This window comes from Mesorhizobium sp. M0317 (assembly GCF_040321555.1).
Taxonomy (GTDB): Bacteria; Pseudomonadota; Alphaproteobacteria; order Rhizobiales; family Rhizobiaceae; genus Mesorhizobium.
Map to the genome: position 1 here is coordinate 112532 of NZ_JAMYRV010000012.1, position 12534 is coordinate 125065.

The 12534-nt window shown below is 63.9% G+C and carries 18 protein-coding genes, 1 pseudogene and 1 riboswitch; of the genes and pseudogenes, 6 read left to right on the forward strand and 13 right to left on the reverse strand.

Translation table 11 applies throughout. The annotated features are described in order from the left end of the window. Window positions 1-68 precede the first annotated feature (68 nt). Window positions 69-677, reverse strand: coding sequence for a YkoF family thiamine/hydroxymethylpyrimidine-binding protein (locus NKI88_RS11950; protein WP_023819116.1), 609 nt, complete (start codon window positions 675-677; stop codon window positions 69-71). Next, window positions 668-780, reverse strand: a riboswitch (TPP riboswitch). Its footprint overlaps the gene before it by 10 nt. Before the next feature lie 210 nt (window positions 781-990). Between NKI88_RS11950 and NKI88_RS11955 the strand changes: the two are divergent. Beyond that, window positions 991-1380 (forward strand): annotated as a pseudogene (locus NKI88_RS11955) (GSU2403 family nucleotidyltransferase fold protein); the annotation flags it as partial. 265 nt (window positions 1381-1645) lie between these two features. Continuing rightward, window positions 1646-1897 carry a hypothetical protein gene (locus NKI88_RS11960; protein WP_023684826.1) on the forward strand — a complete coding sequence of 84 codons (252 nt, stop codon included), beginning with the start codon at window positions 1646-1648 and terminating at the stop codon, window positions 1895-1897. A gap of 156 nt (window positions 1898-2053) precedes the next feature. On the opposite strand, the gene NKI88_RS11965 is transcribed toward NKI88_RS11960, so the two are convergent. The 4 genes from NKI88_RS11965 to NKI88_RS11980 form a co-directional block, all read right to left on the reverse strand. Beyond that, window positions 2054-2293, reverse strand: coding sequence for a DUF2934 domain-containing protein (locus NKI88_RS11965; protein WP_023684825.1), 240 nt, complete (start codon window positions 2291-2293; stop codon window positions 2054-2056). 92 nt (window positions 2294-2385) lie between these two features. Beyond that, window positions 2386-2601 carry a hypothetical protein gene (locus NKI88_RS11970; RefSeq protein WP_023670360.1) on the reverse strand — a complete coding sequence of 72 codons (216 nt, stop codon included), beginning with the start codon at window positions 2599-2601 and terminating at the stop codon, window positions 2386-2388. Between the two features lie 98 nt (window positions 2602-2699). Beyond that, on the reverse strand, window positions 2700-3029 hold the full coding sequence (locus NKI88_RS11975) for a DUF1236 domain-containing protein (RefSeq protein ID WP_023670359.1): 330 nt from the start codon (window positions 3027-3029) through the stop codon (window positions 2700-2702). A gap of 342 nt (window positions 3030-3371) precedes the next feature. Continuing rightward, window positions 3372-3674: a hypothetical protein gene (locus tag NKI88_RS11980; RefSeq protein ID WP_023689013.1), complete on the reverse strand. Its 303-nt coding sequence runs from the start codon at window positions 3672-3674 to the stop codon at window positions 3372-3374. A 160-nt stretch (window positions 3675-3834) separates the two neighbouring features. Here NKI88_RS11980 and NKI88_RS11985 point away from each other — a divergent pair, with 160 nt between their 5' ends. Continuing rightward, a complete protein-coding gene (locus NKI88_RS11985; protein WP_023705173.1) occupies window positions 3835-4164 on the forward strand; it encodes a hypothetical protein in 330 nt (109 codons plus the stop codon). Window positions 4165-4561: 397 nt separating this feature from the next. Here NKI88_RS11985 and NKI88_RS11995 read toward each other — a convergent pair whose 3' ends face one another. The 3 genes from NKI88_RS11995 to NKI88_RS12005 all read right to left on the reverse strand — a co-directional run bounded on the left by NKI88_RS11995 (window position 4562) and on the right by NKI88_RS12005 (window position 5840). Further along, the gene (locus NKI88_RS11995; RefSeq protein WP_023670355.1) at window positions 4562-4783 is read right to left on the reverse strand and encodes a hypothetical protein; all 222 of its coding nucleotides are present in this window, start codon (window positions 4781-4783) and stop codon (window positions 4562-4564) included. A gap of 258 nt (window positions 4784-5041) precedes the next feature. Further along, window positions 5042-5449: a heme-copper oxidase family protein gene (locus NKI88_RS12000; RefSeq protein WP_023684822.1), complete on the reverse strand. Its 408-nt coding sequence runs from the start codon at window positions 5447-5449 to the stop codon at window positions 5042-5044. Window positions 5450-5603: 154 nt separating this feature from the next. Beyond that, complete coding sequence (locus NKI88_RS12005; protein WP_352655274.1) at window positions 5604-5840, reverse strand: hypothetical protein; 237 nt, start codon at window positions 5838-5840, stop codon at window positions 5604-5606. 233 nt (window positions 5841-6073) lie between these two features. Between NKI88_RS12005 and dinB the strand changes: the two genes are divergently transcribed. The 3 genes from dinB to NKI88_RS12020 are packed head-to-tail and all read left to right on the forward strand — an operon-like array spanning window position 6074 to window position 7856. Continuing rightward, complete coding sequence (dinB, locus tag NKI88_RS12010) at window positions 6074-7315, forward strand: DNA polymerase IV (RefSeq protein ID WP_352655276.1); 1242 nt, start codon at window positions 6074-6076, stop codon at window positions 7313-7315. Continuing rightward, entirely contained in the window at window positions 7312-7698 is a 387-nt protein-coding gene (locus NKI88_RS12015; protein WP_352655278.1) for a hypothetical protein, read from the forward strand. The genes dinB and NKI88_RS12015 overlap by 4 nt, the downstream gene beginning before the upstream one ends. Before the next feature lie 59 nt (window positions 7699-7757). Beyond that, window positions 7758-7856, forward strand: coding sequence for a hypothetical protein (locus NKI88_RS12020; protein WP_023684816.1), 99 nt, complete (start codon window positions 7758-7760; stop codon window positions 7854-7856). 191 nt (window positions 7857-8047) lie between these two features. Here NKI88_RS12020 and NKI88_RS12025 read toward each other — a convergent pair whose 3' ends face one another. The 5 genes from NKI88_RS12025 to NKI88_RS12045 form a co-directional block, all read right to left on the reverse strand. Continuing rightward, complete coding sequence (locus NKI88_RS12025) at window positions 8048-9223, reverse strand: hypothetical protein (protein ID WP_352655280.1); 1176 nt, start codon at window positions 9221-9223, stop codon at window positions 8048-8050. A 145-nt stretch (window positions 9224-9368) separates the two neighbouring features. After that, window positions 9369-10250: an EamA family transporter gene (locus NKI88_RS12030; protein ID WP_023730338.1), complete on the reverse strand. Its 882-nt coding sequence runs from the start codon at window positions 10248-10250 to the stop codon at window positions 9369-9371. A 403-nt stretch (window positions 10251-10653) separates the two neighbouring features. Beyond that, complete coding sequence (locus NKI88_RS12035; protein WP_352655282.1) at window positions 10654-11235, reverse strand: dihydrofolate reductase family protein; 582 nt, start codon at window positions 11233-11235, stop codon at window positions 10654-10656. 165 nt (window positions 11236-11400) lie between these two features. Next, window positions 11401-11937 (reverse strand): SRPBCC family protein, encoded by a 537-nt coding sequence (locus NKI88_RS12040; RefSeq protein ID WP_023684811.1) that lies wholly within the window; start codon window positions 11935-11937, stop codon window positions 11401-11403. After that, window positions 11934-12380 (reverse strand): ArsR/SmtB family transcription factor, encoded by a 447-nt coding sequence (locus NKI88_RS12045; RefSeq protein ID WP_023747864.1) that lies wholly within the window; start codon window positions 12378-12380, stop codon window positions 11934-11936. Before NKI88_RS12045 ends, NKI88_RS12040 begins: the two co-directional genes overlap by 4 nt. Window positions 12381-12534: the final 154 nt, after the last annotated feature.

Below are 12534 nucleotides of genomic sequence, written 5' to 3' on the forward strand. Positions count from 1 at the left end.
CCTCCACGCAATAGGTCAGATAAACCAGCCACGGCAATATCCTCAAGGAACGACGCTTGAGCCGCGGCTCAGACGGCGCTCGGGCTGTTCGCCGAGATCGTGATGTCGAGGGTGACGTGGCCGGCGCCGGGGCCGAAGCGGCAGAAGGCCTCGTTGAGCGTGGCAAACACGGCACCGGCATCGCCACGCAATTTGGTGCAGAAGTTCTTTGAGCGCTCAAAGACGCCGGACTGTTTCAGGAAATCGATGCAGCCGTAGATCTCGTCCATATGGTCGCCCGTGCCCATAACGTAGAGCGAGAACTGCGCCGCCACCGGCTGGCCGGTCGACGGCGTGGCCTGGACAGCGCGGATCGCGGCGATCTTGCGCTCGTCCAGCGGAATGGCGGGGCCGCCGGTCTCGTCGGAGCGGCAGATCGGATCGTCGGGCTCGCCCGGACAGCCGCGCGAGACCGCCGCCGAAAGCACGCAGTGCTTGCCGCTTCTGGCCGCCGCGACGAACAGGTCGCGCATGGCGGGAAACAGCACCTCGGGCGGCCCGACCGTAAGGGTCGAGATGTCATCGGTTTCGATCCGCAGCCGGTCGCGCCACGGATCGAGCGCGCCGAGCGCGCCGAGGATGACGCCGACGAAATCGTCGGTCATGGGATAAAGGGAAATCTGTGCGCCTGAAAACATCGCCCGCCTCGCTCCGCTGGTATTATCCAGATCAGCTTTAGGGTCCGAAGGCTTGCCGCCCTCATCTCAGCCCCGACGATACGGAGCACCCCTGTGGATGGGCGGGTTAAAGCACCGTTCGCGGCATTGGGGAAGCCGTTTGTTGAGGCACTGCGGGAAAGTGTTTTGGGCCAGACGTGCCGGGCGCCCGGGCGTTAACAGACGACTCGTCAGTTCGTTGCGTTATAACGTTTCCACGAACTTCTTATAACTGCGTTGAAATTCAAGCTGATAAACGTAATTATAAGAAAATGGCAGAGACTCCGCGCAGCCCTTACGGTTTCTGGATTTCCTTATCCGCGACCCCATCCGGACTGTGCTCCTGCATCGCTCGGGCTTGCCTGTGCTGGTCCCCTCGCCCCAGCGCTACGCCATCCACAAGCTGATCGTCGCCTCGCGACGCGGGCCGAGCGCTGGCGCCAAGCGGGAGAAGGATCTCCATCAAGCGCGCCTGCTGACCCAAGCGCTCGAAGCCACGCGTCGCCAGGACGACCTTGCCTTCGCCTTCATGGAAGCGTGGGACAAGGGCGAAAACTGGCGCGAGACGATCCGGGGCGGCTTGAACCTGTTCGACGCCGCCACGAGGGAAAACAGTCACACCATCCTGGGGAAATCCCTCCGCGAAATTGGTGCGACTCCTGAAGGATTCACGATGCGGGATTAGCTGAAGCGACCGCTGCTATATTCATGTCCATCGTCCCAACCGTACGAAATTGGCTTGACGCTTATTCGTACATAAAGTACGATATCTCTTTTCGCAGAGAGGAATGTCCTTGAGCACAGCGAACCATGTTGCCTTCGCCGATCTCTCTCGGCCTTTGCTGTCACCCCCGTCGTTGCCGCCGCCTTTGTTGCCGCCGCCTTTATTGCCGCCCCCTTTGTTGCCCTTGTCATTCGATCAGTGCGAACGCCTCGCCGGGGCTTGGCGAATGGCCAGCCAAGACATCGCCGACGACATCCGCTTCATCCGCCAATATCTGAAAGTCGTTGCCGAGAAGGACGAGAGGCTGTCGACCGGCACCCTTGTTCACAGCCGCGCCTATGTCGAGGCCTGCGCCGGCTGGCTGCCACAGACCGTGACGCGCTATCTGCGCCACCTGCGCCAGATCACCGAATGCGAACTGGCCATGACAGCTGCCGGCATTCGCTTTGCGCTGTCGAGTTATGCCTGGGAGGCATGAGGGCGCCTGTCGCCAAACACAAGGAATTGCGCTGCCCGTCGCAGGCGCAATTCGTCAGGTTGAGAGGCTCGGGCGCGCCTGAACGGCGGGCGCCAAGGATGGCCCCGGCCAGCGAATTCCGGCCTTGCTTTATTTCGACTGGCCTTATTTCTGGCCTTATTTCGATTTGGCTTTGCCGGACTTTGCGGCGGCAGGCTTCGCCGCCTTTGGCTTGGCGGCTGCCTTGGCGGGCTTGGCGTCAGCTTTCTTCGCCGCCTTTTTGGGCTTGGCGACCGCGCCATCGACTTCAGCCGTGGCCTGCTCCCAGTGTTCCTGATGCGCGCCTTCAGGCCGGCCGGCCTTTTCCCAGATCTCGTGCGCGCGCTGGCGAATGCGGTCCTGTTTGTCGTCCGTCACTTAAGCCTCCGTGGTTGGGTCCGGTCGGTTGGTCCAGATTCCACGAAAACATTAGCCGAAAATTCGACCGGCGTCTTGAGTGACGAGACATCTCAGCGCGGGTCGGAAATCACCGCAACGCCGAGCAGCGCCGCTTTCTTGACGATCAGCCCGGCGAGGTCGGCATCCGAACGATCGGTGCCGGTGCGCTCCCGCAGGAGCGCGATCGCTTCCTTCATCGATAACAGCGCCGTGTTGCGCTCGGCCAGCAACTTGTCGCAACACGCCGCAACATTGGCGGAGTTCGGGGTCTCGACATGCGGCAACATGGCAATTCTCCTTTCATCATGTTCGTCATTCGGCCCTGCCGCCCTTTTGGGAAGAACGACAGGGCCGTATCACCGATGAATGGTTAGGTTGTCGAGCGTTACTCGACCACCTCGACAATCCTACGCGTGCTGGGGTCGACCAACACGGTATGGTTGTCGACGACGGCGTATCTGTACTGAACGTCGGGAACCTCCTGCAGCTCGACAGTGTCAGGCAAGGCAGTGCCGACATTCAATTCGACGCCGAGCAGATTGACCGAGGCAAGCGGATGTTTCTTTACGTATTGGTGCACGACCGTGCGCTGTTCCGGGGTGATGATCACCTGCTGCTGTGCCGGCTGCGTGACGATGACCTCGTCGGCGGCGGCAATGCCGATACCAGCGATCATGGCGAGCCCGGCGACGGCGGGAATAAGGATGGTTTTCATCTTCGTCTCCTGTCGTTGTTGGCGAGCTCCGCCGTGTTCCCGCATGAGGCGAAAACAGCGCAGATCGAGGTGGCGGGCTCCTGGAGGCAAACGCAGCCGGTACGGTCTTGTTCCGCAAGCGGAGACTAAATTGATCGGCTTCCGGTCATGCCAGCAGAACCCGCACCCGCAAGATTCGCATTGAAGCACAATCCCTCAGGAGACCTTCGACATGGACGATGCACGGCTCCAATTCCGGTGGCGATCGCGGCCGGCGCCGGCATTGATCCGGTGACCGCGTCGCGCCCGGCCAAGACCGGAACCGACCGCCTTCGTGCCACGCCGTGAAGTTTCAAGCAAAGGTCATTGCTTCGGCGGCTGCGCAGGCACCTCGCCAGGCTTGATCACCGGCGTCTTGCCCTGATCCGGCGGCGGCTGCGTCATACCCTGGTCACCACTGGGCGGCGGCTGCAGCACGCCGCCGCAGGGACCGAGCGTGCTGGACGATTCGCCACCGCCATTGGCGGCCGGCGGCTTCTGACCATCGTCCTGAGGCTGCGCCTGGCAAGGCGCGGCAGGGCCGTGCTGGTCGCTATTGTCCTGCGCGGCCGCCGGGTCGACCAGCGCCAAGAGCAGCACGCATGGGATGAGGGGGAAAGTCTTCATGGTCCAGCTCCTCTGGATTCATCACCTTGGCAAAGCAGACTAGTCCTTGGCAAAGCAGACTGGCGGCAATTGGTTCCACGGAGATGGAGTGGTTGCCGGAACCTGACAGCCGGAAGTGAGTTCCACCTTCTCGACGCAAAGCCGCCCGGAGGAGGCAATCATGGAAGAACGAAACAGAAAACCCAATGACGAGGTCGAGGCGCCACCGAGCAAAAACGATGCCCGCGACAGGATCGCCAATGACGAGGTGGAAGCGCCGACGCCGCGCCGGCAGGATTGGGATGCGCTGCGTGGCGCAACGGTCCTGCCCGACGGAGCAGATGAGGAAAGCCTGCCGGACACCACCGGAGTCGAGAAGGAAGGCGAACTGCCCGAGGAGGATGACGACAACCCCTACCAGGACAGTGACGATGCCTTGCCCGACGACGCCGAGGAAGCCGCCATTGGTCACGACCTGGCGAGGCGCGGCGGCCCGTTCGACGACGTGTAAGGCAGCGACCGCGGACTTTCGAGAGGTTTCCCGGGACGTCCACGCCGTCACCAGTTGGACCAAGTATGAGCTGAAGGCGATGCCGGAGCATCGCGATATTTCGAAGGATCCGGCTGGCCGGATCCTTCGTTTAAGGCGCCTTGGCGGTTTGGTTAAATTTAGCCCTTGTGGTCAAGGACTGGACGGCGACGGCGACACACCTTCGGCAGCCGCGAGGCAGCCGAGAGCACGAACGCGAAGTCCAATGTTCCAAGCGCCGTTGAGGCCGCTCGCCTGAAATCTTCAAAGTGCGCAAGAGATTGTCCGCCGCAGGCGGTGCGCACACGCTCCAGTATCGCAGACGACCGGCGTAACGGCCCATCGACCGCCGGCACTTAGTGCCGACGGGCGCATGGCTTCAATTCGACCCGGGATCGCCGAGCGCCTCGGTGACGAAGGACGCCGCGATCAGGTCGTCGGCGTCGAGGCGTAGGGAGCCTTCGACACCTCCCATGATGGCTGCGACCTTCTGGAAGGTCTGCATCTCGTGTTCAGTAACGCTGGCGTCTCGCATCCTGGCTTTCAGATCGGCGATGCGTCGGCCCAGCGAGGCCGACGTTCCGATTTCTCTGTTCGACATGGTGTCCTGCTCCTCCCCCAACCCATGCTGTGGACGTACTCAAGGCTGCCTATATATAAGGCAGCGCGAATACAGTCGCCGCAACGCGCGATATCTGGGAAGGTTCCGGCGCCAAATAGTCACGAAATAATACGTGTGGGGCTCAGTTATGGTCGCCCACGCGGCGGTAGACACCGCAAACCAGCGGCTGTCCATCGGGCTGGCCAACCCGCGTCGCGGGTCGCGAACGCGGGTCGGACTTGATCGCTGCGCGAACAGTCAGCGAGAAGCCGGCACCACGCCGGACACCGAGCGCGCCGTTTCGGGCGAAAACACCACGAAAGCAAAAACCAGAACGGCAGCGGCGACGATGAGCGAGCCGCCGGCAACGATCGGTTCAAGCGCCGGGTTTCCCTGCAGCATCACATACAGCGCCGGCAGCATGATCACCAGGCCGAGTGTGTAGAGCCCGTAGTGGATCATGGCGATGCGACGCGCCGCCTTTTGCGGATTGAGCGCGTAGTAGCCGCCGAAGATGGCGCTCGTCACCCAACCGAGCAGATTGATATGCGCGTGCGCCGGAAAAGCGGCGTGGTCACCCGAGATCGCCATCTGCAGGCCGGCCGCAATCCCCAACATCAGGAACAAGATGGCAGTTTTGAAAAAGAGTTCTGAAACCCTCGGCATGTCATTTCTCCCCCTATGCGGTCTGCGACCGCTTGCGACCTGGAGAATACACCCACGCGCAGAACTTTTCCACGCCCCGGTTATGGGGCCATGCCTGCACAGCTTTTTGCACGCTGTTCGACTTTTCTGGCTGCCACAACCCGGCGCCGCCGCGCTACGGCGTCAGCAAGATGTCGGCGCCCGCTCGCTCGTCGAACACCACCGCGCAGCCGCGCCCCAGCGCCACTGCCGACAGCGCGTTGGCCACCGTCTCGTCCGGCGATACGAAATCACCGGTCAGCACTCGCAACTCCTCCACCGCCCTGGCCATTGACACGCAGTGCCCGGCAACGCGATCGCTCGTGCAGGCGTCAATGACGCTGACGAGGTCGATCATCTTGAACTGGCCCATACCGGCCTCCACAAAAACAGCGTCCCGTCGCGGATATGAACGCCGAGGCGAGAGACAATGTTCCGCAGGTCCGATGCCCAGGCGGAGCACTCGACAGCCCGACCTGGAACGGTCCGGCCGGCGACAACCGCTTCGCTTGACAATAGGCCCTGTTTGTTCTCTATTTGTTCGGCAAAAACGCCTCTCACAACAGACGCGGCTAATGCTGCAACGCCGCAAAGGGAACGGTCGGGATGGAGCCCACCATCCTGCATGCGGATCTCGACGCCTTCTACGCCTCGGTCGAGCAGCTGCTCGACCCGGCGCTCAGGGGCAAGCCGATCGCCGTTGGCGGCGGCGTCGTGCTTGCCGCTTCCTACGAAGCCAGGGTTTTCGGCGTGCGCGGCGGCATGCCCGGACGACGCGCGCGCGAGCTTTGCCCCGGACTGATCTTCGTCGGCGGCCATTTCGCCGACTATCAGCGGCTGGGCGACGCCGCCATCAAGGTGCTCGACGATTTCACGCCGCTGGTCGAGCGGATTTCCATCGATGAAGCCTTTGCCGATGTCGCCGGCTGCACGCATCTGTTCGGGCCGCCGGCCGAGATCGCCGCCACGGTGCGTCGGCGCGTCCGGGCAGAGCTCGGCCTGCCGATCTCGATCGGCGTGGCGCGCACCAAGCATCTGGCCAAGATCGCCTCGCAGGTGGCCAAGCCCGACGGCCTGGTGGTGGTCGATCCGGACACCGAACTTGCCTTCCTGCATGATCTGCCAGTCGGGCTGATGTGGGGCGTCGGCCCGGCGACCAGAGCGCGGCTGGCCGAGATCGGCATCGAGACCATCGGCCAGTTGGCAAAGACGCATAGCGGGGCGCTGCGAAGGTTGCTCGGGCCCGCCGCCGGCGAAAAGCTGGCGTCGCTGGCATGGAACCGCGACCCGCGAAAGCTCGAAACCCACAGGCCGTCGCATTCCGCCGGCGCGCAGTCGGCGCTTGGCAGACGGCCGGCCGAGGCGCGTATCTTCGGACCCGTGCTGCTGCATCTGGCAGACCGGGTCGCCAGCCGGCTCAGGGCGAAATCACGGCCCGGGCGCACGGTGACGGTGCGCGTGCGTTTCGCCGATCTGCACGCTGTCACACGCTCGCTGACGCTCGATCAGCCGATTTCGGCAACCGCGATGCTGGCCGAAATCGCGGGGGAGCTGGTGCGCGGCGTGCTGGCCGCCAACCCTCGGGAGAAGACCATCTCGCTGCTGGCGATCTCGGTGTCGCAGCTGGAAGAAAGTGCCGAGCTGCAGTTGGAGCTGCCGCTCGGGCTTGCCGATGAAAAGCAGCGGCCCGGCAGCAGGCAAGGCTTGGCGCGCTTTGGCGCCGACCGCGCCATCGACAAGATCCGCCAGCGCTTTGGCAGAGAGGCTGTCGGCTATGGCGCCGTGGCGCTGGAAGCCCGGCGCTCGGCTCCCGACGCCTTCCGCGAACTGGCGGAGAAGGAACTGTGAGTGCGGCGCGACGGCAAGGCCAATGTTTAGGCTGGACCCCTCCGCGCTGCATTGCCGCTCTGTTTGAGCAGGCCGACCAACCAGGCCAGACCCGCCGCCGTTTCGGACGTTTTCCGCACCGCAACCCGGCCGCGCCATGCACGCCCAAGAACAACGATTTCTCGATGAAGGTGGATTTGCGGTTAACGCATCGGCGCCAAGAAAACCCGGACGGGACGACGGCGCCGCGAAGGTTGACAGTGCCGATCCGTCTGGCATTATCGCGCAAGCTTGGAGGATACACTATGAAGAAAACCTATTCGAAGCCTGTTCTGGTCAAAAAAGGCAAGCTTTCGCAGGTTACGGCGCTCGCCAATGGCGCGGGTTCCGGCCCGATCGAGTGAAGTCGTTGAGTCGGACTGTCGCCTGATCTGGCGGCCTCGCCTGACACTGGAGATGCGGCATGAAGAAGACCTATTCGAAGCCGGTGCTGGTCAAGAAGGGCAAGCTCTCGCAGGTTACAGCCGACAATGGTAACGGCTCCGGGCCGGTCGCAGTCTAGCAGCCGATTATCCGACGCCTCGTGCCGTCTGGCCGGGAACAGGGCTTTGGGTGCCCGACGTGGAGAGTGGAAAATGAAGAAAACCTATCTGAAACCGGTGCTGGTCAAAAAAGGCAAGCTCTCGCAGGTCACCGCGAACGGTGCTTCCAATCCGCGATAAACCCTTTCACCCCGATTAATCGCGACACGCTTCAGCGCACAACCACCAGATCGTCGAGCACGAGCTGCCAATAGTGGCTCGTGGAGAGGCGCACGCGCGTCACCGCCGCCAGCATCGGCGCATAGTGGACGGGCGCCAGTGCCGACAGGACGATCGTGTCGCTGGCGATCAGCCGGTCGCCAAGCCAGCTCTCGACCAGTGCGGTTTCGCCTTCGGACTTCAACCATGCCGCCGTCAGCATCACGGAATGGAACCCGAACGGTTTGTCGCTCGAGAATTCGGCCGGGTGTCCGCTGCTCGTATAGCAGACATGGTCTCCCGAGATATTGCCGTTGACGTAGCCTTCGCTGCCTTCGGTATGATCGCGCGCCAGTGCGTTCAGGTTGAACCAGGTCAACCCGGCATAACCGGACGGCACCTTGCGCAGGCCGCGCGTCGTGACATCGTCGAAACCGATGGCCTGCAAGGACGCGGCGCTGTCGACAGCCGCGTTCTCGGGCGACAGCAGGCCGAGCTCGGTCGGGTAGGCCGACAAGGCCAGTCGTCGTTCCATGCCATCGCCGGTGACTTCGATCACGTCGGCGTCATCGGGCAGATCGAGACGGAAGCCAGCGCCAGCACTTAGCGGATGCACCGCCACCTCTTGCCCTTTCGCCATCACCGAGATGCTCGTCGAAACACCGTCCGCTACGCGGCCGCTGAGCCGGCGTATCGCAAACAGGCCGACCGGCTGCAGCATTGATTCCGAGACCAGCCCGGTGGGCGAGCCCGGCAGCGGCCGGAGGTGCTGCGACTGGACCTCGTTGGCGCTGCTGGAGCGCCAGCCGGGCGGAACCGACACGGTGAAGCGGTAGCTGCCCGGCACATGGATGGGCGCGGCCCGACGTTTCGCCGACGCCAGGAAATTGGCAAAGCCGCCGCGGTTGCTCCGCGCCGCGGCGACGAAGCGGCCGTCGCCATCATGCAGTCTGACCATGATGCCGGCCATCGGGCGGTCGCCGAGCCCGTAGCGGCCGTCACGATCGGCATCGAAGTAGACAAAGGTCGAATGATTGAGCTTGCCGTGGTTGCCCGACCAGTCCCGGCGCACGGCGTAGTCGTTGGCCGGATCTTCACGAAGCCGGGCTCTGCGACGCGACCGCGCCAGCCGCCAGGCCAAAGCCGCAACGACAGCGGCGAGCCCGACAAGGAGTATTGCCTTGATCACGGACGGCTCAAGCAATGCTGTCGGCCCTGCTCATCTGGATCTCCTGCGCATACATCGATCCATATATCGATGCTGCAGGCGCTTGAGCAACCGGACACGGGACCGGCGGACCACGGCATCGGCGTCACATATCCATTTCAGGCAACTATTCCGGCGACGGTACCGGCGGCTTCGTCGTCAGCGCCGCGCCGAAGGCGGCGACGACCACGGCGGCGATGCCCGCGCATTGCAGCGGGCTCAGGGTCTCGTGCAGGAACAGGAAGCCGGCCAGCGCGCCCAGCGCCGGCTCCAGACAAGTCAGCGTGCCGTAGAGCCTGGCCGGCATCCGGGTCAGCGCCACCATCTCCAGCCAGAACGGCAAGGCGCTGGAGAACAGCCCGACCAGCAGCGCGCTGACCAGGATCGCGGGTGCGATCAGGCCGGTACCCGCCTCGGCGAGGCCGAACGGCAGGGCGAGAGCAGCGGCAATGACCAGCCCGTAAGCCGTGGTCTGGCTGCCAAGCTCGGCGCCCGCCTTTTGCGCAAAGACGATGTAGAGCGCCCAGCAGCCGCCGGCGGCCAGCGCCAGCATCACGCCGATCGGGTCGAGTGCACTGCCGGAGTGGATGAAGGGCGACAACAGCAATATGCCGGCAACGGCAAGCACCACCCAGACGAAGTCGGTGGCGCGCCGCGACGACAGCGTCGCCACGAGCAGCGGGCCGGAGAATTCGAGCGCCACCGCGACGCCGAGCGGAATTCTGGCGAGCGCTGCGTAAAACAAAAGGTTCAGCGCCGCGAGGTTGACGCCGTAGGCGATGAGCCAGGGCAGCACGGCGCGCGACGGCCGCACCCGCCACGGCCTCAGCACCGCCGCTAGCATCAGCGCCCCCACGACCAGCCGCAGCGCCGTGGTGCCATTGGCGCCGATCAGCGGAAACAGGCTCTTGGCGAAGGTGGCGCCGATCTGGATCGACACCATGGCGCCAAGCAACGCGCCGATCGGCAAGGCCTTCGCTTCAGCTGCGGCAATCGGCGTCGACGTCAATTCCAGTCCCTCCGCGCGCGACCAGCCGGCCGTAGCGCAGGCCGGAGATAGGGATAAAGGGCCCGGCTGTCGTGTGGCACGAGCGGGCCGTTGATAGGGCAAGGGTGGGAGGCGAACGCCGACGCATTTCCTCTCCCCCGTCGATCGGGGGAGAGGTGTCGAGCAAAGCTCGGCGGAGTGGGGGTCGACCGTTCATCACATCCGCTGATTGCCTGCTTGCAGGCGTTTCGCGCCCGCTTCCGTCGCTCCTGTTTCGCGGCGACCGTGGCTTTCAGGAGCGCCTTCCCCCACTCCCTCGCCGCTTCGCGGCGCCACCTCTCCCCCCTCCGGAGGGAGAGGAAAATGCCAGCTCGCATAAGCTCGCGCCCTTCCTCTCCCCCCTCCGGAGGGAGAGGAAAAGAAGCTAGCTCGCCAGCCCATACACCAGGCTCACCCGCCCATCCGACAGCTGGCCGACCTGGCGCAGTTCCAGTCCGTGCCGGGCGTGCACCGTGCCGAACAGCGCCTTGCCGTCGCCGGCGAGCAGCGGATAGACAAAGAGCCGCATTTCATCGACTAGGCCGGCTTCGATCAGGCTGGCGGTGATGCGGGCGCCGCCCATGAGATAGATGTTCTTGCCGGGCTCGCGCTTCAGCGCCGCGATGTCGTCGAGGCTGCGCAGGAAGCGCGTCGAGGCCCAGGCGGCCGAAGTCATGGTGTTCGACAGCACATAGTGCGGGGTTTTCGCGGCAAAGCGCGCCCATTCGAGTTCGGCCGGGTCGACCAGTCTGCCGGTCATCGGCAATGGCTGGTCCGGCTCGTTCTGTTGGATCGCGCTCCAGTAGCGCTCGTAGCCGGCATACATGACGCCGCCGAGCAGGCAGGCGTCGATCTCAGGCATCAGGCCATATTCCTCCGACCAGTTGTCGACCCAGTCGGCGAAGCCTTCGGGGCCTTCCATCTTGCCGTCGATGGAGATCTTCATTCCGGTGATCAATTTACGCATGACTTCCTCCTTCGGGCTTGCGGGATGCAAGCACGTTGCCTGGTTTCACTTCCGATGACGCGCCGCTGTGTCTGGCGAAGGCGCGTGTTTCGCCGGCCCTTGCGCCGGCATCCGATGCAAGGGATCGATGAGGCCCGGTCGGACCGGGCGATGCGTTAGGTCAGGTCAGGCCGGCAGGCGCCGGTCGTATTCCGCCACGATACGGCTAAAGCTGTCCCAGAACGGTTCGGGCTTCTCGGCCGCCACGCGGGCAACCAGGAGGTCGAGATGCACGTGCCAGCCTGCGGCATGCATCATCAGGCTCGAGCGGTCCGGCAGGCGGCGGTGGACCAGGGTGAGCAAGACGTCGTCGCCGCGCTGCGCCAATTCGAAGGTGACATTGCCGCTGCCGTTCCAGGTGATGGTGAGCTTGCGCGGCGGATCGCACTCGACGATCTGGTTGTGCATCCGCTGCTCGCCGCCACTGAAGCTGGCCGGCCTGTCGCCGGGCGGGTCGGTCAGTTCGTCATTGCGCCAGACCAGCTCGAAGGAAGAGCCTTCCTCCATCTCCATGTCGCCGGCCGCCAGCCATTGGCGGCGCAGATCGCTCTGCGTCAGATATTCCCAGACGCGCTCCCTGGTTCCGGGCAAAAGCCGTTCGATCCTCAAAGTGGCCGGCTGGATCAGCTGGGCGTAGCCGTCGAAGCTGTTCATCTGGTTCATCGGTCGTCTCCCTCGGATGATGTTGGCCTGGATGTGTCTGGCTTGGGTGATTCCGGCTTGGATGGTTCCGGATTTGCCGGTGCCGGCGTTGACGGCGTTGTCGACGTTTTGCGCCCCGCCTCCTCGCGCAAAAGCTGTTCGAGGACATCGAGGCGGCTGTTCCAGAAACGCGCGTATTGGCCGAGCCACTGATAGGCGGTGGCCAGCGGGCGGGCCTCGAGGCGGCAGACATGGGTGCGCCCGCGCACTTCGCGCCGGATCAGCCCGGCATGCTCCAGCGCCTTGATGTGCTTGGAGGCGGCGGCCAGCGACATGGCGAAGGGCTGCGCCAACTCGCTCACCGTACGCTCGCCGCCGGCGAGGTGGTTAAGCATGTTCCGGCGCGTGGCGTCGCCAAGGGCGTGAAAAACCTGGTCCATCTGGGGCGTCTCTAATTCAACCATGTAGTTGAATGTAGAGGCGAGATTTTAGATAGTCAACTAGTTGGTTGAATGTTTTTTGGGAGAGGCGCTGGCCCCCTACCTCCCCCTTGTGGGCATAGGCGCTAAGATAGCTTTGGCATGGACTGGAATTTGCGCTTTCGTGGTGGTTCGCGCC